Origin of the sequence: Mesorhizobium sp., from assembly GCF_005063415.1 — a bacterium.
Taxonomy (GTDB): domain Bacteria; phylum Pseudomonadota; class Alphaproteobacteria; order Rhizobiales; family Rhizobiaceae; genus Mesorhizobium.
This window is the reverse complement of record NZ_SUEG01000022.1, coordinates 31,799-54,581: the sequence shown is the minus strand read 5'-3', so window position 1 is coordinate 54,581 and position 22,783 is coordinate 31,799. Positions and strand designations below refer to the sequence as shown.

27 protein-coding genes and 2 pseudogenes are annotated in these 22,783 nt (G+C 60.5%); 14 read left to right on the top strand and 15 right to left on the bottom strand.

Annotated features, from left to right (window positions below; genetic code table 11):
• Positions 1-235: 235 nt before the first annotated feature.
• A pseudogene (locus E5W70_RS08980) lies at positions 236-436 on the bottom strand (hypothetical protein); the annotation flags it as partial.
• A gap of 1,405 nt (positions 437-1,841) precedes the next feature.
• On the opposite strand from E5W70_RS08980, the gene E5W70_RS08975 reads away from it, so the two are divergent.
• Positions 1,842-1,979: a hypothetical protein gene (locus tag E5W70_RS08975; RefSeq protein ID WP_292656657.1), complete on the top strand. Its 138-nt coding sequence runs from the start codon at positions 1,842-1,844 to the stop codon at positions 1,977-1,979.
• 232 nt (positions 1,980-2,211) lie between these two features.
• On the opposite strand, the gene E5W70_RS08970 is transcribed toward E5W70_RS08975, so the two are convergent.
• From E5W70_RS08970 to E5W70_RS08950, 5 genes are all read right to left on the bottom strand, one after another.
• Positions 2,212-2,928: an ABC transporter ATP-binding protein gene (locus E5W70_RS08970; protein ID WP_292656655.1), complete on the bottom strand. Its 717-nt coding sequence runs from the start codon at positions 2,926-2,928 to the stop codon at positions 2,212-2,214.
• A complete protein-coding gene (locus E5W70_RS08965) occupies positions 2,925-3,671 on the bottom strand; it encodes an ABC transporter ATP-binding protein (protein ID WP_292656652.1) in 747 nt (248 codons plus the stop codon). The genes E5W70_RS08970 and E5W70_RS08965 overlap by 4 nt, the downstream gene beginning before the upstream one ends.
• A complete protein-coding gene (locus E5W70_RS08960; protein WP_292656649.1) occupies positions 3,668-4,654 on the bottom strand; it encodes a branched-chain amino acid ABC transporter permease in 987 nt (328 codons plus the stop codon). Before E5W70_RS08960 ends, E5W70_RS08965 begins: the two co-directional genes overlap by 4 nt.
• 8 nt (positions 4,655-4,662) lie before the next feature.
• Positions 4,663-5,535, bottom strand: a complete 873-nt coding sequence (locus E5W70_RS08955) for a branched-chain amino acid ABC transporter permease (protein WP_292656647.1) — start codon at positions 5,533-5,535, stop codon at positions 4,663-4,665.
• Positions 5,536-5,697: 162 nt separating this feature from the next.
• Positions 5,698-6,966, bottom strand: coding sequence for an amino acid ABC transporter substrate-binding protein (locus tag E5W70_RS08950; RefSeq protein WP_292656644.1), 1,269 nt, complete (start codon positions 6,964-6,966; stop codon positions 5,698-5,700).
• 251 nt (positions 6,967-7,217) lie between these two features.
• Here E5W70_RS08950 and E5W70_RS08945 point away from each other — a divergent pair.
• Positions 7,218-7,364: pseudogene (locus tag E5W70_RS08945) on the top strand (integrase); the annotation flags it as partial.
• Between the two features lie 115 nt (positions 7,365-7,479).
• Here E5W70_RS08945 and E5W70_RS08940 read toward each other — a convergent pair.
• Together E5W70_RS08940 and E5W70_RS08935 are read right to left on the bottom strand one after the other, a co-directional pair.
• The gene (locus tag E5W70_RS08940; RefSeq protein WP_292656642.1) at positions 7,480-7,998 is read right to left on the bottom strand and encodes an RES family NAD+ phosphorylase; all 519 of its coding nucleotides are present in this window, start codon (positions 7,996-7,998) and stop codon (positions 7,480-7,482) included.
• A complete protein-coding gene (locus E5W70_RS08935) occupies positions 7,995-8,384 on the bottom strand; it encodes an antitoxin Xre/MbcA/ParS toxin-binding domain-containing protein (RefSeq protein ID WP_292656678.1) in 390 nt (129 codons plus the stop codon). The genes E5W70_RS08940 and E5W70_RS08935 overlap by 4 nt, the downstream gene beginning before the upstream one ends.
• A gap of 279 nt (positions 8,385-8,663) precedes the next feature.
• Between E5W70_RS08935 and E5W70_RS08930 the strand changes: the two genes are divergently transcribed.
• Both E5W70_RS08930 and E5W70_RS08925 read left to right on the top strand, forming a co-directional pair.
• Complete coding sequence (locus E5W70_RS08930; RefSeq protein WP_292656640.1) at positions 8,664-8,996, top strand: hypothetical protein; 333 nt, start codon at positions 8,664-8,666, stop codon at positions 8,994-8,996.
• Positions 8,972-9,310 (top strand): dihydrofolate reductase family protein, encoded by a 339-nt coding sequence (locus E5W70_RS08925; protein ID WP_292656637.1) that lies wholly within the window; start codon positions 8,972-8,974, stop codon positions 9,308-9,310. Before E5W70_RS08930 ends, E5W70_RS08925 begins: the two co-directional genes overlap by 25 nt.
• Positions 9,311-9,575: 265 nt before the next feature.
• Here E5W70_RS08925 and E5W70_RS08920 read toward each other — a convergent pair whose 3' ends face one another.
• The 6 genes from E5W70_RS08920 to blh all read right to left on the bottom strand — a co-directional run bounded on the left by E5W70_RS08920 (position 9,576) and on the right by blh (position 13,190).
• Entirely contained in the window at positions 9,576-9,860 is a 285-nt protein-coding gene (locus E5W70_RS08920; protein WP_292656634.1) for a cupin domain-containing protein, read from the bottom strand.
• 82 nt (positions 9,861-9,942) lie between these two features.
• On the bottom strand, positions 9,943-10,725 hold the full coding sequence (locus E5W70_RS08915; RefSeq protein ID WP_292656631.1) for a sulfite exporter TauE/SafE family protein: 783 nt from the start codon (positions 10,723-10,725) through the stop codon (positions 9,943-9,945).
• Positions 10,722-11,129, bottom strand: coding sequence for a DUF6691 family protein (locus E5W70_RS08910; RefSeq protein WP_292656675.1), 408 nt, complete (start codon positions 11,127-11,129; stop codon positions 10,722-10,724). The genes E5W70_RS08915 and E5W70_RS08910 overlap by 4 nt, the downstream gene beginning before the upstream one ends.
• Before the next feature lie 20 nt (positions 11,130-11,149).
• Positions 11,150-11,560: a YeeE/YedE family protein gene (locus E5W70_RS08905; RefSeq protein WP_292656628.1), complete on the bottom strand. Its 411-nt coding sequence runs from the start codon at positions 11,558-11,560 to the stop codon at positions 11,150-11,152.
• Positions 11,557-11,868, bottom strand: coding sequence for a sulfite-sensing transcriptional repressor BigR (gene bigR / locus E5W70_RS08900; protein ID WP_292656673.1), 312 nt, complete (start codon positions 11,866-11,868; stop codon positions 11,557-11,559). Before bigR ends, E5W70_RS08905 begins: the two co-directional genes overlap by 4 nt.
• 26 nt (positions 11,869-11,894) lie before the next feature.
• Positions 11,895-13,190, bottom strand: coding sequence for a bifunctional sulfur transferase/dioxygenase Blh (blh, locus tag E5W70_RS08895; protein WP_292656625.1), 1,296 nt, complete (start codon positions 13,188-13,190; stop codon positions 11,895-11,897).
• 73 nt (positions 13,191-13,263) lie between these two features.
• Between blh and E5W70_RS08890 the strand changes: the two genes are divergently transcribed.
• From E5W70_RS08890 to E5W70_RS08870, 5 genes are all read left to right on the top strand, one after another.
• Positions 13,264-13,467, top strand: a complete 204-nt coding sequence (locus E5W70_RS08890) for a hypothetical protein (RefSeq protein WP_292656622.1) — start codon at positions 13,264-13,266, stop codon at positions 13,465-13,467.
• A 421-nt stretch (positions 13,468-13,888) separates the two neighbouring features.
• Positions 13,889-14,857 (top strand): helix-turn-helix domain-containing protein, encoded by a 969-nt coding sequence (locus E5W70_RS08885; protein ID WP_292656620.1) that lies wholly within the window; start codon positions 13,889-13,891, stop codon positions 14,855-14,857.
• Positions 14,858-15,001: 144 nt separating this feature from the next.
• Complete coding sequence (gene adh / locus E5W70_RS08880) at positions 15,002-16,519, top strand: aldehyde dehydrogenase (RefSeq protein WP_292656617.1); 1,518 nt, start codon at positions 15,002-15,004, stop codon at positions 16,517-16,519.
• A 64-nt stretch (positions 16,520-16,583) separates the two neighbouring features.
• Positions 16,584-16,922 carry a DUF779 domain-containing protein gene (locus E5W70_RS08875; protein WP_292656615.1) on the top strand — a complete coding sequence of 113 codons (339 nt, stop codon included), beginning with the start codon at positions 16,584-16,586 and terminating at the stop codon, positions 16,920-16,922.
• 91 nt (positions 16,923-17,013) lie between these two features.
• On the top strand, positions 17,014-17,229 hold the full coding sequence (locus E5W70_RS08870) for a DUF1858 domain-containing protein (protein WP_292656612.1): 216 nt from the start codon (positions 17,014-17,016) through the stop codon (positions 17,227-17,229).
• On the opposite strand, the gene E5W70_RS08865 is transcribed toward E5W70_RS08870, so the two are convergent.
• A complete protein-coding gene (locus E5W70_RS08865) occupies positions 17,226-17,930 on the bottom strand; it encodes a Crp/Fnr family transcriptional regulator (protein ID WP_292656609.1) in 705 nt (234 codons plus the stop codon). The genes E5W70_RS08870 and E5W70_RS08865 overlap by 4 nt on opposite strands.
• A 249-nt stretch (positions 17,931-18,179) precedes the next feature.
• On the opposite strand from E5W70_RS08865, the gene E5W70_RS08860 reads away from it, so the two are divergent.
• From E5W70_RS08860 to E5W70_RS08840, 5 genes are all read left to right on the top strand, one after another.
• Positions 18,180-19,382, top strand: coding sequence for an NnrS family protein (locus E5W70_RS08860; protein WP_292656605.1), 1,203 nt, complete (start codon positions 18,180-18,182; stop codon positions 19,380-19,382).
• A gap of 149 nt (positions 19,383-19,531) precedes the next feature.
• Positions 19,532-19,978, top strand: a complete 447-nt coding sequence (locus tag E5W70_RS08855; protein WP_292656602.1) for a pseudoazurin — start codon at positions 19,532-19,534, stop codon at positions 19,976-19,978.
• Between the two features lie 248 nt (positions 19,979-20,226).
• On the top strand, positions 20,227-21,330 hold the full coding sequence (nirK, locus tag E5W70_RS08850) for a copper-containing nitrite reductase (protein WP_292656600.1): 1,104 nt from the start codon (positions 20,227-20,229) through the stop codon (positions 21,328-21,330).
• 73 nt (positions 21,331-21,403) lie between these two features.
• The gene (locus tag E5W70_RS08845; protein ID WP_292656597.1) at positions 21,404-22,273 is read left to right on the top strand and encodes an SUMF1/EgtB/PvdO family nonheme iron enzyme; all 870 of its coding nucleotides are present in this window, start codon (positions 21,404-21,406) and stop codon (positions 22,271-22,273) included.
• Between the two features lie 18 nt (positions 22,274-22,291).
• The gene (locus E5W70_RS08840) at positions 22,292-22,771 is read left to right on the top strand and encodes a group III truncated hemoglobin (protein WP_292656595.1); all 480 of its coding nucleotides are present in this window, start codon (positions 22,292-22,294) and stop codon (positions 22,769-22,771) included.
• Positions 22,772-22,783 lie beyond the last annotated feature (12 nt).

Sequence of the window (22,783 nt, the reverse complement as noted above, 5' to 3'; positions counted from 1 at the left end):
AACCCACTGTGGCACTCAGATGCCGGGAGCGGGAGCCATCCACCTCATCTGCTTTGGGCGAAAGCAAAATCCGCCTCTGCGGCCGATATTGAAGCGCAAAACTGCCGTTCACTTCATGATAGATGTAGGCCGGCTTCAATTCAGAACCGACCTCGGCCAAAGGCTACCTTTGAGCCAAGACGACCTTAGTTGCATGTGATTGGGGCAAACAGGCCGACTTCCTCAGTCGGCTATGTCAAGCCGCTCGGGTTTTCATGTCTTCGCCGCTCACCATTTTGGTCACGGCGGAGTAATCGAGCTTGCCTGAGCTGAGGACAGGCACTTTCGCAACGACGCGCACCTCGGCCGGTACCCTCAGGTCCATGGCGCCATGGGCCTTGGCGAAGACCAGGAATTCGGCACGCGTGGCGCTGACGGCCTCGGTGATGAGGATCAAAGCAGTCGAATTCGGCATTCCGACACGCATACGTATTGGTGGTCAGACTCGCTGGTGGACGCCCTGTTCCGCCTCCGGTTGGCGCGAGCTAGCCTTTTGAGCCGGCTGGGGCGATTGCGCCTGGAACAATATCCGTGTTCTGAGCCACCTTGATTCGCCATCCCGACTGCCCTTCTTGGGCAATCAGAAGCAATATGCCTTTCCTAACCCCGGCCGGGGAGCCGTCAGGAGCACATGCTCCCGTTAGGGTCCAAGTGTAATGAACAGCAGCAAGCCCCGGAGCCAATTCCACAACCGACGAGATATCGCCTTCTAATCGGCTATCCCGAAACGTGGTATCATGGGTGGCTCGGTGCGCCGCTTCGATCTCGATCGGTTCTTCCACCAAACACCTACGACGTTAACGAAATTAGCATCGGAAGCGAACAGAGACGCAAACTCATCCATGTCATGCCGGTTCCAAGCGTTCGCAAAAGCGGTAGCGACATGCTCGGGCTTACCAGACGTCACGCTCATGACCCACGTCTCCTGCGTACCTTCGCTAAGCATATAGGAGCCGGGAACCGGATGCGACACGGCAAAGCTCAAATTTCAAACTGACGCACTACCGGCAGCGGAGGAATTGCGACATCCAATGTGGGATCCTGTTACGATCCCCTATGGCCATCCGAATAGTGGTTATCCTGGCGCTTCTTTCCGCCTTCGCCTACGGATTCGCAAAACTCGTTGAACGTTATGGCGGCGTTGGCGATCAGCCTTCTCCATGTGGGGAAGGCTCAACCCTTGATTGCCCAGACCGCAATGCGGCGCCACCTTAAACCTGAGCCTAAGCATTCGAGCGCGCTTGGAATAGGAAGTCGCGTTCGCGCCAATCAAGCGGAAGACCAAAGTCTGCACGGCAGAAGGGCGAATTGATGACTATCATCGTGATATGATAGCGTTGCCGCACCTTGCCCGAGGACGGTGTCTTCCCGCCATTCCATGCACATGCCATGGGTCGCAGTTGCGCCACAAATGCTCAGGGCGCCAGTCCGGCCTTCCCCCCAAGCGACGATCATGGCGTCGAGGCGCCGCAGGCTGATGGATGTTGTCTTGTCGGTCATCTTTGATGAAACCGTACCGGATGAAGACGCCGAAGGGGGGGCGGAAGCCGACTGAGAGCCCGCCAATTTCGTCTAAGTTCATATCCGCCATTTGCAAGTAAAATGCGAAAAGCCACTGCGATGCAATGACTTAGCTTGCGTTCTTGAGCCTTCGACCTTTTCTCTAGAGTCTTTCCCAACGCGGCCGTGGGTGAAATTCCCCATAGTTCCGACGTGAGATTTGGGGAGTTTGCCCGATACGGCCCCTGGCTTGTGGCGGTACGGTTTGCCGCGCCCTCAATAAGCAGAAACCGGAGAAAACCATGTCCACGAACGATTTAGGCACGACGGAACTGCAAGAAGCTGCGGAGCGGAAACACACTGCTGTCGAAGCGAAGTCGGAAGACGAGGCGTACCGATTGAACCACGGCAAGCCTGGATCGGATCGCGCCGGGCTATGACCGAACCAATACCGAGACGCAGAAGTGGCTCGGCAGCGAGGCGCTGCACAGGGTGGGGCTCGGCCATAGGCGAGTGTTCAGGTTCTGAGCAGCAGGCTTGAACTCTGTACGACAACCGATCTCAGCCTGATCATTCTCCCAATTGACTGCCGAAAATGACCGCCTTCTTACAACTAGCCGCCAAGCCACATTTGGCACTTGCAAACTCGCGCTGGGGTGTCGACCGCTTCTCTCACGCTCCCCCCATATAGATTTCCATGATCTGCCGGTCGTCGCGCACGTCCCGACGCGTCCCCTCGAAGCGCTTTTCGCCGGCCGCCAGGATGTAAAGCTTGTCCGCAATCGGCATCGCCTCGCGGATGTTCTGCTCCACCATCACAATGCCGATGCCGTGCGCGGTGAGGGTGGTAATGCGTTCGAGCGTCTCGATGACCATGGCCGGCGACAATCCGGCGGAAGGCTCGTCCAGCAGAATGAAGCGCGGTTCCGAAACCAGCGCCCGCGCCAGCGCAAGCATTGCCTGCTCGCCGCCCGAAAGCGAACCGGCCGCGGTTTGGCGCCGCCGTGCCAAAGAGGGATATTGCTCGATCAGCGCCTCGATGCGCTGCTCGACTATCCGTCGGTCCGCGATGGCGTAGCCACCCATGCGCAAATTCTCCATCACTGTCAGGCGCGGAAACACACCGCCGCCCTGCGGCATCAACACCAGCCCCTGGCGCACCACTTCATGGACGGCAAGGTTGGAAAGTGTTGATTCGCCCAGGCTCGCCGTGCCGCTCCACACCGGCAGCGCGCCGACAATGGCCTTGAGTAGGGTCGACTTGCCACTGCCGTTCGGCCCGAAGATGCAGGTAATCTTGCCAGCTTCCGCGCTCAGCGAGACGCCATGGACGATCTCCTGCTTGCCGTAGCCGGTAACGATGTTGTCGGCGGTGAGCGTGGTGCTCATTGCGGCCGCCCCAGATAGGTCTGCATAACCTCCGAATTGCGAACGATGTCGTTGAAAGGCCCTGTGGCCACGACACGGCCCGCATCCATGACGATTATGCGGTCGCACACGTTCCGCACCATTTCCATGTCGTGCTCGATGACCAGGACGGTGGTGCCGCGCTCGCGCAGCCGCGCGATGGCATCCACGATGATCCTGCGGATGCTGGGATGCACGCCCGCCGTCACCTCGTCGAGCAGAATGAGCGAGGCTTGGCGCATCACAACGCGCCCGAACTCCAGCAGTTTCTGCTGGCCGCCCGAAAGATCGGATGCGCGGTTGTCTGCGACATGCTCCAGCTTGAGCAGCGCCAGCGTATCGGCCGCCCGTTCGCGCGCGCCCTGCCAGTGGCCCTCGGCCGCAGCCGCCAGCAGGTTTTCGGTGACGCTCATATTGTCGAACATGGCCGGAATCTGGAAGGTGCGAGCAAGCCCCAGCCGCGCGATCGCGTGAGCCTTTCGGCCGCCGATTTCGTGACCGTCGAAGCGGATCTGGCCACGATCCGGCGTCACCGTGCCCGATATTAGGTTGAACAGAGTCGACTTGCCAGACCCGTTAGGTCCGATCAGGCCGGCGATCTCGCGCCGACCGACGTCAAGGGAGACACCGTTGACGGCCTTGATGCCGCCGAAATGGCAGTGGAGTTCGCGCACGACGAGAATAGGCTCGCCGGTGCCAGCCGTTTTGCCCTCGGCGGCGCTCAACTGGGCCGTCCCGGGCCGCCGCCGACAAGATTGCCGACCGCCTTGTCCAGCACGGCGCCAGACACGGCTACGCGCCTCGAAAACAGGCCGGCGATGCCGTTTGGCAGGAACAGCACCACCAGCACGATGGCCGCGCCCAATATGGCGATATAGAAGGCGGTGTCACCCCAGTACATCCAGATGATGCGGTTTACGACAAAGAGCGCCACACCGCCCAATGCCGGCCCCCACAGGCTGCCCAGCCCGCCCAGCAGCACCATCACCACCATCTGATCGGTGATGTCGCCGCCGAAGACGCTTTTCGGATTGATGAACGTGACCCAGTAGGCGAAGATCGCGCCGAATACCGAGGCGGTGACGGCACTGAGCACGAAGGTCTGCAGCTTGACCAGCGAAGTGTTGATACCGATAGCCTCGGCCGCCGGCTCATGATCGCGCAGCGCCTTGACCTTCAGCCCGAAACGCGAGCGCTCGAACAGCGCCCACGTAATGAGATAGGTGAGCGCAGCCGCGCCGAACATGGCGAAGTAGAAGAAGCGCTCGTCAAGAAAGGGCGGCAGCCCAATGCCGCCAATGCCGCCGGTGAAGTCCATCACCGAGGCGAACTGTATGAGCACCTCGGCGAAGGCCCAGGTGGCTATGGCGAAATAGGCGCCGCGCAGGCGCAGCGTCGGCGCGCCGATGATGATGGCAAACAGCGCCGTCACCACGATACCGGCCGGGAGGGTGGCGAAGAAGGGCCAGGCGAGCCTGTCGCCCATCAGCAGCGCCGTAACATAGGCGCCGAGCCCGAAGAAGGCCGAATGGCCGAAATTGATGTAGCCGGCATAGCCGCCGAGCATGTTCCAAGAGCAGGCCAGCCCCGCCCACATCAGCGCGCCAGTGGCAATGCGCAGCCAGTAGTTGTTGACCAGCATCGGCAGCAGCGCCAGCACAACGATCACGGCGATCAGCAGGAGGAGGCCGGCCCAGCTTGGCTTCATGTCCCGCCTCACAAGCCGTGCCGCAGGATCCCGTGCGGAGACACGAGAAGGACGAGGAATAGGGTGCCGAAGATCGCCAGCAGCGAATAGCTCGACCCGATATAGGTCGCGACGAAGGCTTCGATGACGCCGAGCAGCAGCGCGGCGACGAGGGCACCGCCGACGGAGCCCAAGCCGGCAAGCACAGCCACGAAAAATGCGAACAGAGTATAGCGCAGGCCGACTTCCGGGTTCACTGAAAAGATTGCACCCATTAGTACGCCGGCCATGGCAGTGATGCCTGCGTAGAGCCCGTAAACAGTCGCGCTGAGGCGGCGGATGTTGACGCCCATCAGTGCGGCATTCTGCCGGTTTTCAGCCGTCGCTCTGATCGCCAACCCATAGCGGGTGCGGTAGAGGAACAGGAACAGTCCGCCGGCGATGGCGATCGCGAAGACCGCCGCGGCCACGCGGATCAGTGGCACCGTCACGGGCCCGACGGCGAGGCTCTCGCCGCTCAACACGGTCGGCACGCTGTGGGTATTGAAGCCCCACGCCGTCAGCATGCCGCCGCGCAGCAGCGTGAAGAGGCCGAAGGTCAACGCCAGCGCCATCAATTCCGGCCGCGCCGTGCGGCTGTTGCGGACATTGTAGAGGATCGGCCCGATCAGATAGCCGATGGCGCCGAACAGCACGAAGGCCACCGGGATCGCCAGGAATCCGTCGACACCCAGTCCGACACCCATGTAGTAGCCGAGATAGCCGCCCAGCACGACCCAGCCGCCCACCGCGAAATCGATGACATGCAGCACGCCGAAAGCGAGCTGGAAACCGATCGTAAAAGTGGCGATGACGCCGCCGATCAGAAGGCCGTTCAGCAAGGTCTGTAGGAATAGATCCAACGCGGGAACCGTCCGTCAGCCAACGAAAGAGCGGAGTGCCGCGGCAAAGCGGCCGTACACACGATAGCATGGTCCGTCATTTTCCGAGCACGCGCAACCACCGTCATTGCGCCGGGCAAGGGTGATGGCGACGAGGCCCGCCCGCACCCTGTCCAGAACCGGCTATTTCCAAGCTGGCAGCGGGTAGGTGAGGTCCGCTGCCGCGGCCTCTTTCGGTCCCACCGCTACGGTCTTGCCACCCTGAATCTGGATCAGCACCGGCACCGGCTGGACGTTGTCGTGGTAGTGGATGCCTTCCTTCTCGAACTTGATCGGTCCGTAGAAGGTCTGGATGTCGGTCGCGGCTATCGCGTCCTTAAGAGCCACCCTGTCTTCGGGCGTGAGCGCCGGCTTCTTGCCAAGCCGCTTGACGGCATCGCCGAAAACGAGACCGCTGGCCGCGCAGGCCGCTTCGGTATAGTCGGGCTCGTGCCCGGACTTCTTTTGCGCCATCTCGGCAAACTCCTTTGCGGTGCCGAAGAGGTCGTCCTTATATGGAACTGACGGCAGCCACACGGAGACGCCGCAAGTGCCGTCGGCGTCCGCGGTGAGCGCCTGGGCGAAGGCCGGGTCGGTGACGCCATAGTGCATTATCAGCGCCTTGGGCCGGAAGTTCAGCGACTTGGAGGTCTTGACGACATTGATCAGCGGCTCCTCATGGCCGCCGACGGCGACGATATCGGGATTGAGCGCTGCGATCTTAGAGATGACGGGGGTAAGGTCGCCCGAGGCCGGCACCAATTCGTAAGCGACGACTTCCAATCCGGCCTCCTTGGCACCGTCGCGAAAACCTTCGCCGGTTTCCTTCGAGAAGGGTTCGTTGACGCCGATCACAGCAATCGTCTTGGCCATGGGGTTAGACAGTTTCGCCAGCACGGCCAGCGATTTACCCGCAGTGGTGTCCACGGCCGGGATGATGCCGAAGTTGAATTCCGGCTTGGCCTTCCAGACGTTTGGGGATTCCGCAGAGCCGGAAATCATCGGGACCTGGTACTTCTGGCAGATCGGCTGCACGGCGATAGTCGAGCCGCTGGTGTAGGGGCCGAATAGCACGTCGACCTCGTTCTGGACGATCAGGCGCTCGGCGGCATCGGCGCCGGTCGCGGGGTTGCTTTGGTCGTCACCGTAGAACATGTCGACCTTGAAGCGCTCGCCGGCGACTTCAACCCCGCCCTTGGCGTTGATGGCCTCCGCCCATAGGTCGTAACCGCGTTTGGTCAGGTTGCCGCCGAGGATGTTCTCGCCCGACAGCGAAGTGATGACGCCGGCCTTGAATGTCGTCACCTGCGCGCGTGCCGCTCGCACAAACGGGCCCAACGGGCCGGCTGCGAAGGCGCCGGCGCTGACGCCGAGGAACCGACGGCGCGAAAAACGTTTGCTGTTCGTGAACATCACTCAACTCCCTTCATCCGGTTATCAGATTGGAAACCGACGATATCTCTTCTTTATACCACTGTATGCCTTTTGTGCGGACAGAGAAGATATGCCTGGGTCAACAGGCAATGCGTAAGACGGCTTCGGGTCATCAACGCGTAGAGGCGCCGCAGGCTGTGGATGCTCATGCCTCGTCGTGCACCAGCTTCGTCGACGAATGCCTCTTGGGCGCCATTGGGCGCCGCGAGCAGTTGTAGACGCGGCTCCTATTGCGCGCTGGCCTCGCCTCGCCGGCCCAGGTCGATGAACGCTATGTCCAAAAACAGCTCGGCCATGCCTCCGCGGAGATGACCCGCCGCTATCAGCGCCGCAGAGATCGCTTCCGCATCAGCCTGACCAGGGCTTCCGGCCTCTAACGAACCCCCCTGCTCTGCCGTTGTTCCGCCGCTCAGGTTCACACGAACGGCCTCACCCTGAGCGCCAAAAGACTGGTTTTCCGCCATTCGGGCAACCCGGAACCTCCGGCCTGTTTCATTGCCAGGACAGTTGGTCTTTCGGCAGCCGACCGCTCGGATCGAACACGTTCACTTTGTGCGGAAGATTAGGGCCCCAGTCCCATAGCACCAGATTGCGGTCTTCCGTCTCCGCGCCCGGAGCAAAACTCGGCACCAGAATCCCAGCGATGCCTTCAGGCCGCAGCCGGTCATAGATGGACCAGGATGCAGGTCGCTCTCCGTTGCTGAGAGCCGTGGCCCAGGCGCTGCCCATGTCCGCAAGCGTGACAGAAAATTCTCCCCTCCCCTGCTCGGTTGCCAGATCAGTGATGTCCTCGCAGTCCACCTCATAAGAGCACAGCACGCAGGGGTCGGTGCGATGCGCGAAGCCCTGGTTGGCTTCCTTGACAGCCGTCATGACGGTCAGCGCCAGATAAAGCGCGGGCACACCTTTGGGATTGAATCGAGCGCCCCTGATCGCCGCTCCATCACCGGAACTCGGCTTGAATGCCCAACGTGTATCATGCGCCCGGTAGCAGGTTCCGACAAACCTCAAGCAAAGCCACCCAGGGCCATGTGATCGAGGTAGTCGCGAATAGCAGCGGCCTTGCCGTCCTTCACGAGGGCTTCGGCGGTGCGTCCACCGAATGCCGGCAGCGGCTGGGCTCGGTACCAGGCCATGGCCTGTTCCTTGCCTCCCGCCCAATCCGTCACGCGGCTGATGATCTCGAGCATCTCGCGCAGACGGCCCTGCGTCTTGGCCGTGCGGCTGCGCTCCAGCCGATAGAGGGTTTCGCGTGCAAGGCCGGCCGTCTGAGCCAACTGACCCTTGGACATTCCAAAGCTGTCGGCCACCTGGTCAACGGCGATTTTCCCGGCCCGGTCCATATAGGACAAAACCAGGGGTTCATTCTGCACGAATTTCTTGAGGGCCTGCCCCATGGAGTTCTTTGTCATATTAGCGGCCGCATTTACTGTGCAAAACATATGGCGCGTGTCGAGTGGTTTCAAGCCCCAAGCGCATGGCGCCCCGAGAACCGGTTTTTGCACAGCTCCCCTCACGCAGGTATCAAGACCCGACAATGTAGCGTCGTTGTAAAGTCAACGGCGTTTCGCGCGCGACAAAAAGATGATCAACAGCTGTCGGAGCTTGTCGATCTGGTCCGTCCTTGGGTTAGAACCGCCACGAGGAGGAATTCGTGAGAGACCTGATCTTGAAAGATGTCCATATCGATCGACGGCTTCGTGAGTGACCTGGATGGCCGAAACAAATGGATGTTCGGCGCCGATCAAGAGGCGAAGGCCTGGGGCGTAGAGTTCATATGGAACTCGAGCCTGCACATCATGGGCAGCCGCAGCTTTCGTGACATGGCCGCCTGGTGGCCGACCTCCACCGACGAGTTCGCGGTGCCGATGAACCAGATCCCCAAACCCGTCTTCTCACGACAGGGGCCAGAGATCCTGAAGAACAGGAACACGACGGCAGCGCTGGATGAGGCCCGGCGGAGGCCTATGTTGCGAGCGGTGACTTGGCGGAGGAAATCGCAAAGTTGAAAGCCCAAAAGCGCAAGCCGATCATCGCGCACGACGGAGTGAGCTTCGCCCGCAGTCTCGTCGCTCAGGGACTGCTCGACCAGCTCGCCCTGATGGTAGCCCCCGTGGCGCTGGGCAAAGGCCTGCCGCTGTTCTCCGGACTCGCCGCGCCGATGTCTCTCAAGCTGACAAGCTCGAAGGCATTTCCGGGGGCGCGATGGCGCAGATCTATCGGCCGGCGTGAGCCCTGGCCGAAAGTCCGGTTGCCGGCAATCTATCTACACATGGACAACCTATTCATTCTGAGCGTGCCACCCTTCCATCAGACTAGCTAATCGAGGGGTTCCAGGCGAGTCTGATGCAAGAATACTCGCCTGACCTGACGAGAACTTCTACGGCAAGACCTAACTCTTAACGGACTTCTTCAAGGCATCATCTGGCGCCGGCACATCCGGCGCTACCTCGACATTGCGGCTTCTCGTGGGACTTCCGACTTAGTCGGCCCACTTGGCCGGCCCACGGAACTCGATCCCATAGCGGGCCGCGAGTTCCGCCACTTCGGTCATCTGGTCAGGAAGGCGTAGTTCGCGTGCGGCCGCTTCAACGAAGAATTCCTCCAGCCCTCCGGGGGTCAGGAGTCGTAAGATTGCGCCCTGGCCCGGGGCTGATGACGCGAAACGTATGCGGCACGCCGCGCGGCAGGAAGATCGAGGCACCCGCCGCCACTGGAACAACCTCACCATCGAGCCAAAATTCATAGCCGCCCTCGATCACATGGATTACCTCGTCCTCATTGTGGTGCACATGCACCGGCGGTCGCGTCGGATAGTGACGGCCGTGATCGAAGGCTACTTGGTCTCTGGGCTCGTGCTGCAGGGCATACATTACTAGCAAAGACCGGGTGATGAACGCACGAGGCGAAAACCCTCACCTCCGATCGGCGAATCTATCAAGCTGCAACGCTGGACTATCCGCCTGCGAGTTGGCCGACACTCCTGTGGAGAACATAGCCCGCGACGACAATTACAAGTCCGGCAAAGATCCGATTGAGCATGTTCTTGTACGAAGCGAGGCGTGTCGCCACAAACATGCCGATCAACCCGCCGCCAATGCCGCCTCCAATAAATTCTGCGGCCAGTTGCCAGTCGACCATTCCCGACAGGGCGTAGTTGAAGGCCGTCGCGAGGCCGAAAGCTGCGACGGCAAGCAAAGACGTGCCGATTGCATTGATCGTTGGCATTCCGGTCGCCAGGATCAATCCGGGAACGATGAGGAAGCCGCCGCCAATCCCGAAGAAGCCGGAGGCCGCACCGGCGACGGCGGCGACTGCAGCAGTCGTCGCACACATCTTGGCATCGACAGGCCGGCCTGCTGTCGAAGAACGGTGCCGCGGGCGAACCATCAGTGCGCCGACCACAAGCATAAGCAGCCCAAAGAAGAAAAGCAGATGCGTCCCGTCGATCGACTTTCCCAGAGTCGAACCTGCGAGAGCCCCAACCGAGCCCAGTCCTGCAAATACGATAGCACAGCGCCACCAGACGTGGCCCTTAAGGGCATGGCCTCCAAAGTTCGCCAATGCGTTGGCGGCCACCGCCAGGGCGCCCGTGCCGATGGCAATATGCGGCTGAGCGACACCGACAACATAGAGCAGGAGCGGCGTGGCAAGGATCGATCCGCCGCCTCCGACCAGACCAAGTGTGAAGCCCACCAGACTCCCGGAGCCCACAGCAGAAAACAAAGTACCTGTCATGATGCTCTTCGGACAAAGCAGCGGTCATGAGCAACCATCCCCGCCAGCATTAAGGCTACGAAAAGTGCCGGCGCTAACCCCAGAGACAACGAAGCTACCGCAGGGCCAGGACAGAACCCGCCGAGTCCCCATCCAAGGCCAAAAATCGCCGAACCTAGAACCAGGGGGGCGTCAATCCGCGAACTGACGGGCAAATGGAAAGTCTCTGCCAGGAAAGGTCGTGACATCTGCCCCATCCAGGCTGTGCCTCCCGTTGCAACTGCAACGGCGCCGCCCAACACGAATGCGAGGGTCGGATCCCACGCGCCGGAGACGTCGAGAAAGCCCTGTACACGGACAGGATCAAGCATACCCGACAACGCCAGACCGTAGCCAAAGATGGTGCCCGCGGCCAGGGCCGCCATGACCTGTAATTTAGCGTGTCTCACAAGACTGCTCCGTGGAGAAGCGCGACGGCTAGAGCGCCGCTCAGAAGGAACGTCACAACGGCGACGATTGACCGCGGCGATAGCCGCGCCAGCCCCATTATTCCGTGACCACTGGTGCAACCCGAACCCATGCGGGATCCGAAACCGACCAGAAAACCAGCTATCATAACCAGCGGCAGTGACGCAGTGATGGTCGCGGTCGGCCAATGATGAAAAGTTAGGAAATAACGGACCGGGCCAAGCAGCAACCCGACGACGAAGGCAGCGTTTGTCCACCTATTGTTGCCTTGGAGCAACCCGCCAACAATCCCGCTGATGCCGGCAATTCTACCGTTCAAGATCAAGAGCATCATAGACGAAAGCCCGATCAGAGCCCCGCCCAAAAGCGAAGGAAGATAAGAGGTCATGACGGACCGTCCGAACAGAAGATCGTGTAGAGCGCCGAAACCAATTGAGCAGCCCTCTCGGCGGTCAACCGGTAGAAGATCTGTTTTCCGTCGCGCCGGGTTTCCACAATTTTGGCGTCCCGCAACACTGTCAGCTGCTGGGATAGGTTTGGCTGATGGATGTTGAGCTCATCTTCCAATTGGCTAACCGAATGCTCTCCTTCAACAAGGGTGCAGACGAGCATCAGTCGCATTGGATGCGCCAGTGTCTTTAGAAGAGCTGCAACTTCGCCGGCGCGGGATTCCATTGCGGCAAGCGACATCTCCATTTCGGTTTCATCGATAAGGATTTCGCTCACCACACTGCTTCTCCCAATGCGTTGAGGGGAAATTTTAGATAGCGCTTACCGTTTGCTTCCGGCTCCGGCAAACGCCCAGCCCGGATGTTGACCTGCAAGGCATGGAGGATCAGCTTCGGCATAGGCAGCATACGGTCTCGCGCTTGACGCATTGCGGCGAAGCCTTCTTCGGTCATGTCGGCCAGATGTGCATTGATACGCTTCTGAGTGCCTACCGTGCTTTCCCACTTGGGTTCGCGTCCGCCTGGCTGGTAGTCGTGCCCAGTAAACAACCGCGTTTCGTCTGGAAGCGCCAGAATGGCCTGGATCGATCTCCACAGCGTGCGAGCGTCTCCACCAGGGAAATCAGCGCGAGCCGTTCCGCTGTCGGGCATGAAGATAGTGTCGTGAACAAAAGCCGCATCACCGATCACATAGGTGATCGAGGCCAGGGTGTGACCGGGCGAAAACATTACGCGCGCCTCGATTGAACCTACCTTGAAAGTGTCTCCATCCGAGAACAGCCTGTCCCACTGCGAGCCGTCTATGTGAAGTTCAGGTCGGTTGTAGATGCCTTGCCACAAACGTTGGACGTCGACGACCCTCGCTCCTATCGCAGTCGGCGCGCCGGTCTTCTCCTTCAGGTACTGCGCAGCAGAAAAGTGGTCGGCATGAGGATGGCTATCGAGAATCCATTCAACGGACAGCCGCTTCCCGGCGATGTAATCAAGCATCGCATCGGCGTTGCATGTTCTGGTCGCCCCGGACTTCTCATCAAAATCGAGCACCGGGTCGATAATCGCGCATTTGCGGGTACTGGGATCTGAAACTACATATTGCACGCTCCATGTTCGGGGGTCGAAAAACCCTTTTACTGCCGGTCGGGTCCGCCTGTGCCCTTCCAACCATCGGCTTGCTGCCGACAAGTCTACCCCGAGCTTCTGGCCGAGTGCAGTAATCTCGACAGGCGACATTCGGCCATCGAGCGCCTCGCCCAGGGCATATAGGCTCAATGCGCGGGTGCCGGTCTTGCAATGGGCAAAGACCGCGCCACCAACATCGGCCATAGCTGCCTGGAAGGACCGCACGTCCCCTTCTGTGATGGTCGGCATCGTGACAGGTATGAATTTGTAGGAGATGCGCGCTCGATCGGCAGCCTCTCGTTCAGCTTCGTTTCCGGGCTGGGCGGGCTCTTCCAAATCAGGCCGAACGTTTATCACTCCTGCGAACTCCTGGTCGGGAAGCAACAGGATTTCAGATAGTGCGGGCTGGGGACCTACGGAAAGCCTATCGTTCACACGGATCATTCTCATGTCTGCTCCTAACGTCAATATACAGTTGCATATAATGTATAATGTTAATTGACGCAAGGGTGTCGCGGCGAAAATGCGAGCGGGCACCTACGGCCACAGCCTTTCCGTCCGTAAGGTCATCGCCGCCCCTGCCGGCATCATCATTTCTATCGAATACCTCGCCCCCTGGTCGGCGATGAACGGAGATCTGGAGACCGCCCGCTGGGCAGCTCGGAAGCTCATGGCGGCCCAGCCGAGCTTCACGATCGAGAAATATCGGTCGCTGCACTTCTTGTAGCCACGTGCCGGCACCCGTGAGGGCTCCTTTTGAACTGGTTCCGGGCGAGCATGGTTTGATAGCACTGATCTTAATGAACCCGACGCCGTATCTGATCCTTGCCTTCATGGGCCAGCCAATATCAGAACCCTCCCCGCATCGTTCTGCACGGTACGGCGGCTGAACATTTGGTTCGTCTTTGCCCTCGATCAATGAATTCGTAATTCGTACTTGTAGGCTTTGGGGCATCAACACCGAAAGGTGCACTGGCGAGGAATGACTATCGATCTGCCAAACATCACTAACTGACGCGAAACTAAGGATGTGCCTTCTGGTGCTTCTGTCGAATTGACAGCGTGGTGATTGAAGGCGGAACCTGGTGCTATGCCAACGTTGCCTCTTCTGAGGCAGGCTGTTCCAGAAGCTGAAAGGGAGGATGAACATGAGCGAGGATCTGTCCGGTCGTCATGCCGACCGCATTCAGGCCGCGATCGCTTCGGACGCCGCCGCGAAGTCCGCGCTGGTCGCCTCCTGGCGACGCTCTTCCAGTTTGCACCGGCTCGATCCCGCCGATTGCAGGCCGCCACGCTACCTGACGGAAATGGAGTTGATCGCGGCCCGGCAACGCATTGAACCGCTCGTCCGGGCGGCCCAATCCAGCCTGGACCGTCTCTATCTCGCGGTGGGCGGCGTTGGCTGCTGCGTGCTTCTTGCCGATCGTGACGGCGTGCCGGTCGAGCGGCGCGGCGCGCCCGTCGACGACGAGACTTTTCATTCCTGGGGCTTGTGGACCGGCTCTATCTGGAACGAAGAAAGCCAGGGCACCAACGGGATCGGCACCTGCCTGGTGGAACAGCGAGCGCTGACAATCCATCGCGACCAACACTTTCACACGCGCAACACGGGGCTGAGTTGCACCACGGCCCCGATCTACGATCACCGGGGAGAGCTTGTGGCTGCGCTTGACGTGTCTTCGTGCCGGGCCGATCTGACCGAAGCCTTCGCCAATCTTATTTCGGTGGCCGTCGTCGACGCAGTGCGTCGGATCGAGGCGGAGAACTTCAGAATGGCCTTCCCGAAGGCGCGGATCCTTCTGGCGCCAGTGGCCGACAAGGGCTCCGGCGCGCTGATTGCCGTTGATGCGGACGACCTTGTGGTCGGCGCGACGCGATCGGCTCGCCTGGCGCTTGGAATAACCCAGCTGTGTCTCGACAAGCCGATGCCCGCGGCCGATCTGCTCGGTTGGACGGAGAGCGGCCCCGCCGTTCTCGCCGAGGCGGAGCGCGGTGTTCTGCAGCGGGCGCTGGCGCGAGCAGACGGAAATGTGTCGGCTGCTGCGCAGGCGCTTGGCATCAGCCGCGCGACGCTTCACCGCAAGCTCAACCGTCTGGACGTCCACAGGTCCCACTAACCATTCGAAACCTCACATGACTGTCGCAATTCTGCGACACGCCGCGCCCGGCTACTGTCCTTGCCACGGTGACAATGGCGGCAGAAATCGCAAATCTCTCCCCTTAAGCGTCGCATCCCGCGGCGTCGATTTTGGGAGGAGAACATGAACAAGGTAGAATTCTCACGTGCGGTCAAGGCGCCGTTCAACAAGCGCTACGGCAACTTCATCGGCGGCAAGTGGGCCCAGCCGCACTCCGGCCGTTACTTCGAGAACCAGTCACCGGTAAACGGTCAGCTGCTGTGCGAAGTGGCGCGTTCGGATGCCCACGACATCGAGGCGGCGCTTGACGCGGCCCATGCGGCCAAAGACACCTGGGCGCGCACCAGCGTAGCCGAGCGGTCGCTCATCCTCAACCGCATCGCCGACCGCATGGAAGAAAACCTCGATCTGCTCGCGTGCGCCGAAACCTGGGACAATGGCAAGCCGATCCGCGAAACGACCGCGGCCGACCTGCCGCTCGCCATTGACCATTTCCGCTATTTCGCCGGCGCCCTACGTGGCCAGGAAGGCAGCCTTTCGCAGATAGACGAGGACACCGTCGCCTATCATTTCCATGAGCCGCTCGGCGTTGTCGGACAGATTATCCCATGGAACTTCCCGCTGCTGATGGCCTGCTGGAAACTTGCTCCAGCACTTGCCGCCGGAAACTGCGTGGTCCTGAAGCCTGCCGAGCAGACCCCGGCCGCCATCTTGCTGTGGGCCGATCTTGTCGGCGATCTGTTGCCGCCAGGTGTGCTCAACATCGTCAACGGCTTCGGGCTCGAGGCCGGCAAGCCGCTCGCCTCCTCGCCGCGCATTGCCAAGATCGCCTTTACCGGCGAGACCACGACGGGCCGCCTGATCATGCAATACGCCAGCCAGAACCTGATCCCGGTCACGCTGGAACTGGGCGGCAAGTCGCCCAACATCTTTTTCGAGGATGTCGTCGCCGAGGATGATGATTTCTTCGACAAGGCGATCGAGGGCTTCGTCATGTTCGCCCTGAACCAGGGCGAAGTCTGCACCTGCCCCAGCCGCGCCCTCATCCATGAGTCGATCTACGACCGATTCATGGAACGTGCCCTCAAGCGTGTCGAGGCGATCGTGCAGGGCGATCCGCTCGATCCGGCGACGATGATCGGTGCCCAGGCCTCGTCCGAGCAGTTGGAAAAGATCCTGTCGTACATCGACATCGGCCGTCAGGAAGGCGCGGAAGTGTTGACCGGCGGCACCCGCAATCTTTTGCCGGGCGACCTGGCGGGTGGCTATTACGTCAAGCCCACAGTGTTCAAGGGCAACAACAAGATGCGCATCTTCCAGGAGGAAATTTTCGGACCGGTGGTGTCGGTCACGACCTTCAAGGACGACCAGGACGCGCTGGCAATAGCAAACGACACGCTCTACGGCCTTGGCGCCGGTGTCTGGACGCGTGACGGCAACCGCGCCTACCGCTTTGGCCGCGCGATCCAGGCCGGCCGGGTCTGGACCAATTGCTACCACGCCTACCCCGCGCATGCCGCCTTCGGCGGCTACAAGCAGTCGGGCATCGGTCGCGAGACGCACAAGATGATGCTCGACCACTACCAGCAGACCAAGAATATGCTGGTCAGCTATAGTCCGAAAAAGCTTGGCTTCTTCTGATCGTCTTTTCTCTACTGCGCGGCCCCGCGAGGGCCGCGCCCCAGGGTAAAAAATCGGAAAAGCCATGCATGCGAAAGTCACGGCAACGCCGGCAGCGCTCGAACTGATCGCGGAGATCGTTGCCGAGCATGGACCGGTGCTGTTCCACCAATCCGGCGGCTGCTGCGACGGCTCTTCGCCCATGTGCTATCCGCGTACCGGTTTCATCATCGGCGATCACGATGTGTTGCTCGGCCACATCCAAGGCGCGCCGTTCTACATCGGGGCTTCGCAATTCGAGGCCTGGAAGCACACGAATCTTGTTATCGATGTGGTGCCCGGCCGCGGCGGCATGTTCTCGCTCGACAATGGGCGGGAGAAGAGATTCCTGACGCGCTCGACGATCTGCGTCGTTCAGGCGTGAAGTAGGCTGAACTGCTTCTTGTTTGCCTCAGCGCAACGAACATCGCTGAAACCAGCAGCAGGATGTCGCTCTCCAAACGCGGACAAGCGGCATGAAACGCAAATTCAGCGACGATGCGACGGTGGACGAAATCATGCGTGGGTCGCCGGCGACCATCCGGGCGGTGCTACAGCACGGCATGCTTTGCGTCGGCTGCCCGATTGCTTCGTTTCACACCGTTTCCGACGCGGCACGAGAGCACGATCTGAGTGAAAAAGAACTCCGTCGCGACCTGCTGGCGGTGACGAATGCCGGTGGCCCGAATTAGGCTTTTTCATCACGCCCTTCCGCAATTACCAGCAGCCGGTGAGGCTCGACCACCATCACTTTCTGGCGTCCGCTTTTGACCAATCCTTGGTTTTCCCATGCCGAGAGCAGCCGGCTGACTGTGTGAAGTGTCGTACCGGTCATCTCGGCAATGTCCTGACGTGAGATCGGGAAATCTATAAGGATGCCCTCGTCGGTCTTCTTGCCCGATTGCTTGACCAACTTGAGCAGCCCACGGGCGACGCGCTGTTCCACCTGCTCGGTGGACATTTCGATGACGCGCGAATGAGCGTCCTGAAGCCTGCTGCCCACGGCCTTGTACGCATTAGAGCCGAAACTGGGGAAATCGGCGGCAAATGTCGGCCATAAGCGACTCGGCCAGCCAAGAACGATACAATCAACCGCGGCAATGGCAGTTGCCGGGTAGGTGGTGAGGCCAAGCGCATGGGCGATGCCCATCAACTCACCCGGACTTATGTATCGCACCGTCACCTCGTGACCATCGGGAGTTGATTTCACGACGCGCACATGTCCGTCGAGCAACAGGAAAAAGGAATCTGCTTGCTTCTCCTGCTCGAACACCGGCTGGTCCTTGGCAATCCTCAACGACCTGGCCTGGCCGATTATGCGGTCGAGATCCGTGGGGGCTATGCCCCCAAATACAGGAAGCCCGGCTATCAGCGAGCGATCGAGACTACCCAACGCTGTGCCCTCCCAAGTGCTGTTGCGCCCCAGGCATCCAGGTTTGCCATGGTCAAGGCAGCCCGGTCATAGAATGTGTCATGGGCGGCCCTCGTGCGGCAAGAGGCGCGTTTTCGCCGCCTTCCCTGAAATTCCAAATCTTATTTGCGCTGCGGCAAATTCCGTCTGCCCAGTCACGGTAGAAGTACCGGAGTGGCGGCCGTCTAAGTCACCTATCACGCCCACCTGTTTTTTCTTTGAAGGGAAGTCATGGCAATTCCACGAACACGGCCGAGCACCTATCCGGCTGTTCTCTCCTACGGGTTCCGGCCATTCTTTCTTATCGGTTCACTGTATGGCGGTGCGGCGATGCTGTTCTGGCTGCCTCTGTTTTACGGCAGGCTCGAGACCTCCAGCAGCTTCTCGCCCGTGGACTGGCATATCCACGAATTGCTGTTTGGTTATGTGGCGGCCGTTGTGACCGGTTTCCTATTGACCGCAATCCCGAACTGGACCGGAAGGCTTCCCGTGCAGGGCCTTCCCCTGCTGGGCCTGGTATTGCTTTGGTCCGCGGGGCGGTTCATCGTCTTCTTTTCGGCGCAGGCAGGCTGGCTGCTCAGTGCCGTCATAGACTGCGCCTTTCTTCTCGCAGTCGTTGCCGCTGCCGCAACGGAAATCATCGCGGGCCGAAACTGGCGAAACCTCAAGGTCCTGGTGCCGGTGACGGCACTTCTGGCGGCGAATATGATGTTTCATGCTGAGGCGCACTATCAAGGCGTGTCTGACATCAGCCGCCGTCTCGGTCTTGGCGCGGCGGTCGTCCTTGTCATGATCATAGGCGGCCGCATCATTCCTTCCTTCACCCGGAACTGGCTGGTGCGTGAGAGACCGGGGCGCCTGCCGGTCACGTTCGGCAGGTTCGACGTGGGAACGATCGCACTCTCTGCGGCCGGATTGTCGGCCTGGGCCTTCTTTCCCACCCTTTCAGGCACCGGCGCGGTGCTGATCGCCGGAGCGGTCCTCAATGCGATCCGGCTTGCTCGTTGGGCTGGCGACCGGACGCTGCGCGATCCTCTGGTGCTGGTCCTGCACGTGGCATTCGCCTTCGTACCGCTCGGCCTCCTGATTGCCGGCCTCGCTGTCTTCGTGCCCGAGAGAGTGCCCGCGGTGGCCGGCATCCATGCGTTCGGCGTCGGAGCAGTGGCCTGTATGACGCTGGCCGTCATGACCCGCGCCACGCTCGGACACACGGGCCGTGAACTGCGAGCAAGTACAGGCACATGTGGAATCTTTGCCGCGGTCGTGCTTGCGGCCATTTTTCGGATCGCAGCTGCGTTCGCGCCCACCGAGGCAGTGCTCCTTCATATCTCTGCGGCACTGTGGATCGCATCCTTCGTTGGCTTTGCGGGCCTGTTCGGCGTCATGCTCGTTCGACCACGGTTGCAAGTGCGGCAGTCAAGAACCGCAGCTTGAAGGCGGGCGGGAGCCGGCTCGCCGGGCGAGACGGGTTCTCCCACGCACATTTCGCACGCCAATTTGCGCCAGCGCAAATCACCACGTCTGCCGGTCCAGTAGAAGAGCGCAACGGTTAGTGCCGTGACGAAGTCAAGAAAGGAATTCCAATGAAACTGCCCCTGATTGCCGCCGCTATCGCCCTGCTCTCCATCGCCGGTACGGCAAATGCCGAAGAACATGTCGTGCAGATGCTGAACAAGGGAGAGAAAGGCTCAATGGTCTTCCAGCCTGCCTTTGTTCGGGCGGTGCCCGGAGACACGATCAAGTTCGTGCCCACCGACAAGTCCCACAACGCCGAAAGCATCAAGGGCATGATTCCGGACGGAGCTGAAGCCTTCAAGGGCAAGCCCAGCGCGGAAATTGCCGTGACCGTTACGCAGGAGGGGGTCTATGGCGTGAAGTGCGCTCCACATTACGGCATGGGCATGGTTGCGCTAATCGTCGTCGGCAAGCCCGTCAACCTGGCGGCGGCGGAAGCCGTCAAGCAGGTCGGGAAAGCCAAGCCGGTATTCGCCGAACTGTTCGCCGAGGCGACCAAAACCGCTTCTAACTGACCTTCATTCAGATCTCGCAGATCCCCTCCGCTTCGGCGGCCGGGGGAAGGCCGGGTGGACCGAGGGGGAGGTCCAGCCCGGCCTATTTGATTCCCGATTTCATGCAGCAAAGCCGATGCCTTGCGTCGGTACATGCGTCTCCAAACACTGCGAACTGAATGACGCGATGGATTTGCGCTAGCGCAAAGACTTGGCCGAAGCCGAGGCTATTCTGATGACATCGAATGGCCGACACCAAGGAGATGGAAATGCTTACAAGACGCGAAGCTTTGTTGGGTTCTGTTCTTACCGCAGCCGCGGTCGCCAGCATTGGCGCAATGCCGGCAGTGGCAAGCGTCAAGGATGTCGCCGGGCTGCCCCGTGAAAAGATAACACTGGTCCCGCCGCCATTCGTGCATGCTCACGATCAGGTCGCCAAGGGCGGTCCAAAGATCGTCGAATTCACCATGACGATCGAGGAGAAGCCGATGGTCATTGACGCCGACGGCACGCAGCTCAATGCGATGACCTACAATGGTTCGATCCCAGGCCCTCTGATGGTCGTGCATGAAGGCGATTATCTTGAGCTTACCCTCATCAATCCAGACACCAATACTCTCGCCCACAATATCGATTTCCATGCTGCCACTGGCGGGCTCGGCGGCGGCGAGCTGACGCTGGTCAATCCGGGCGAGCAGGTTACGCTGCGCTTCAAGGCCACGCGGGCCGGAACGTTCGTCTATCACTGCGCACCCGGCGGCGCGATGATCCCGTGGCACGTCGTATCGGGGATGAGCGGCGCGGTGATGGTGCTGCCACGCGATGGCCTCAAGGACGACAAGGGCAACCCCGTTCGGTATGATCGCATCTACTACATCGGCGAGAACGACTTCTACATCCCCCGCGACGAGCAGGGAAAATTCAAGAAATATGAAACCGCCGGCGACAATTACGACGATACCCTCAAGGTGATGCGCGGGCTAATCCCGACGCATGTGGTGTTCAATGGCAGGGCTGGTTCGCTGACCGGCGACAATGCCATGAAAGCAAAGGTCGGTGAAACCATGTTGCTCGTTCATTCCCAGGCCAACCGCGACACGCGTCCGCACCTGATCGGGGGTCATGGCGACTTTGTCTGGGAACAGGGCAAGTTCGCCAACCCACCGGCCAAGGATCTGGAAACCTGGTTCATCCGTGGCGGGTCGGCAGGGGCGGCGCTGTATACGTTCCTGCAGCCTGGCATCTATGCCTATGTCAACCACAATCTGATCGAGGCAGTCGAACTCGGCGCGACCGCGCATTTCATGGTCGAGGGAAACTGGGACGACGATCTGATGATGCAGGTCGAAGCGCCCAGGGCTATCACCTCGTAGAGCGGAGATCCGATCCTCGGTGCGACCCCGCGGCGGAGCCAAAGGGGTTGCGCTTGCGGCCGGAGTTGGCAGCATGTCCTTTGACCCCGTCATTACCTTCGGAACAACTGCGGCCGTCGCATTGATCGGTTGGGGCGTAAGCCATGCGCTCGACACGCGCCCTTTTGGCCTCCCCCACCAGACCGCAGTGAGCGAACTGGTCGTCCTGGGATCCGGCTCGTTCGAGCACCCACAGGCTGGGGAGTTCCTCAAGGGGAACCATCCCGTCGCGGCGCCCATCGTGCAGCAAACCATGAAGGCGCCGCTGGAGATCATGAAATATCAGGTAAGCATTTCGGAATACGGACGCTGCGTGGCGGACGGCGCCTGCAAGCCCGCCGACTCACGCAAGAGTGGCGACATTCCGGTCACCGGTGTCAGCCACATAGATGCGGAAGTCTATGCGACCTGGCTGTCAGCCCGCACGGGACAGGCATGGCGGCTGCCAACGGACGTCGAGTGGGCTTATGCGGCCAGCGAAAAGTTCCGAGGTGACATTGAGGGCGAAGGCGACCCGAACAACCCGGCGTGGCGGTGGCTCACCCGGTATCGGCTCGAGACTGCGCTTGGGCGGAAACCCGATCCGGAACCGAGGGCTCAGGGGTCCTTCGGCACCAATTCAAAAGGCGTGGCAGATATCGCGGGAAATGTCTGGGAATGGACCTCGACATGTTATTCCCACGCCATAATAGCGATTGATGGCAAGCGGATCGAGAGTTCTATCGACAATTGCGGAGTACACGTTGTCGAGGGATTTCACCGCACCTACATGTCTGACTTCATTCGGGATGGAAAGAGCGGTGGTTGCGCCGTCGGGACGCCGCCCGACAATTTGGGGTTCCGGCTTGTTCGCGACCGACCCAGCCCTGTCCAGGTTGCCCTTCGGCGCCTGGGACTGTCCTGACGCATACAAGAGTGCATGATGACATTGAAATCAGCTTTTGCCGATCGGGCGCGTCCCGTCGCGGAACAGCCGCTGGATCATACCGGCGTCGAGCGCACGACGATCGGAAGATTGGTCCGCGAATTCTATGCAAAGGTCAGGAAGGACAGGCGTCTTGGACCGATTTTCGCGCGCGAAATCACCGGCGATTGGGAACCTCATCTCGAGAAAATGACGGATTTCTGGTGTTCCGTTATCCTGAAGAGCGGCGACTACCAAGGACGACCGGTGCCGGCGCACCTCAAACTCAAGGATGTCACCGAGGCCGATTTCGATGTCTGGCTGGCCTTGTTCCGGCAGACGGCGGTCGAACTCTTCGCCCCGGAAACGGCTGCGGTGTTCGTCGACCGCGCTGAACGGATCGCGACAAGCCTGAAGCTGGCGATGTTCTTTCGTCTCGCTCCCGTTGTGACGGGCGATGGCGAACCGGCAGGCTTCGGCGAAACCCGGCCGGATTGACTTCGCGCAAGG

Bases quoted from the DNA above. Each gene is read 5' to 3' on its own strand.
- E5W70_RS08975 (WP_292656657.1), top strand. From the start codon at position 1,842: ATGTCCACGAACGATTTAGGCACGACGGAACTGCAAGAAGCTGCGGAG.
- E5W70_RS08970 (WP_292656655.1), bottom strand. From the start codon at position 2,928: ATGAGCACCACGCTCACCGCCGACAACATCGTTACCGGCTACGGCAAG.
- E5W70_RS08960 (WP_292656649.1), bottom strand. From the start codon at position 4,654: ATGAAGCCAAGCTGGGCCGGCCTCCTCCTGCTGATCGCCGTGATCGTT.
- E5W70_RS08950 (WP_292656644.1), bottom strand. From the start codon at position 6,966: ATGTTCACGAACAGCAAACGTTTTTCGCGCCGTCGGTTCCTCGGCGTC.
- E5W70_RS08935 (WP_292656678.1), bottom strand. From the start codon at position 8,384: ATGGGGCAGGCCCTCAAGAAATTCGTGCAGAATGAACCCCTGGTTTTG.
- E5W70_RS08930 (WP_292656640.1), top strand. From the start codon at position 8,664: ATGTCCATATCGATCGACGGCTTCGTGAGTGACCTGGATGGCCGAAAC.
- E5W70_RS08920 (WP_292656634.1), bottom strand. From the start codon at position 9,860: ATGTATGCCCTGCAGCACGAGCCCAGAGACCAAGTAGCCTTCGATCAC.
- E5W70_RS08915 (WP_292656631.1), bottom strand. From the start codon at position 10,725: ATGACAGGTACTTTGTTTTCTGCTGTGGGCTCCGGGAGTCTGGTGGGC.
- E5W70_RS08910 (WP_292656675.1), bottom strand. From the start codon at position 11,129: ATGGCGGCCCTGGCCGCGGGCACCATCTTTGGCTACGGTCTGGCGTTG.
- E5W70_RS08905 (WP_292656628.1), bottom strand. From the start codon at position 11,560: ATGACCTCTTATCTTCCTTCGCTTTTGGGCGGGGCTCTGATCGGGCTT.
- bigR (WP_292656673.1), bottom strand. From the start codon at position 11,868: ATGGAGATGTCGCTTGCCGCAATGGAATCCCGCGCCGGCGAAGTTGCA.
- blh (WP_292656625.1), bottom strand. From the start codon at position 13,190: ATGAGAATGATCCGTGTGAACGATAGGCTTTCCGTAGGTCCCCAGCCC.
- E5W70_RS08890 (WP_292656622.1), top strand. From the start codon at position 13,264: ATGCGAGCGGGCACCTACGGCCACAGCCTTTCCGTCCGTAAGGTCATC.
- E5W70_RS08885 (WP_292656620.1), top strand. From the start codon at position 13,889: ATGAGCGAGGATCTGTCCGGTCGTCATGCCGACCGCATTCAGGCCGCG.
- adh (WP_292656617.1), top strand. From the start codon at position 15,002: ATGAACAAGGTAGAATTCTCACGTGCGGTCAAGGCGCCGTTCAACAAG.
- E5W70_RS08875 (WP_292656615.1), top strand. From the start codon at position 16,584: ATGCATGCGAAAGTCACGGCAACGCCGGCAGCGCTCGAACTGATCGCG.
- E5W70_RS08870 (WP_292656612.1), top strand. From the start codon at position 17,014: ATGAAACGCAAATTCAGCGACGATGCGACGGTGGACGAAATCATGCGT.
- E5W70_RS08860 (WP_292656605.1), top strand. From the start codon at position 18,180: ATGGCAATTCCACGAACACGGCCGAGCACCTATCCGGCTGTTCTCTCC.
- E5W70_RS08855 (WP_292656602.1), top strand. From the start codon at position 19,532: ATGAAACTGCCCCTGATTGCCGCCGCTATCGCCCTGCTCTCCATCGCC.
- nirK (WP_292656600.1), top strand. From the start codon at position 20,227: ATGCTTACAAGACGCGAAGCTTTGTTGGGTTCTGTTCTTACCGCAGCC.
- E5W70_RS08845 (WP_292656597.1), top strand. From the start codon at position 21,404: ATGTCCTTTGACCCCGTCATTACCTTCGGAACAACTGCGGCCGTCGCA.
- E5W70_RS08840 (WP_292656595.1), top strand. From the start codon at position 22,292: ATGACATTGAAATCAGCTTTTGCCGATCGGGCGCGTCCCGTCGCGGAA.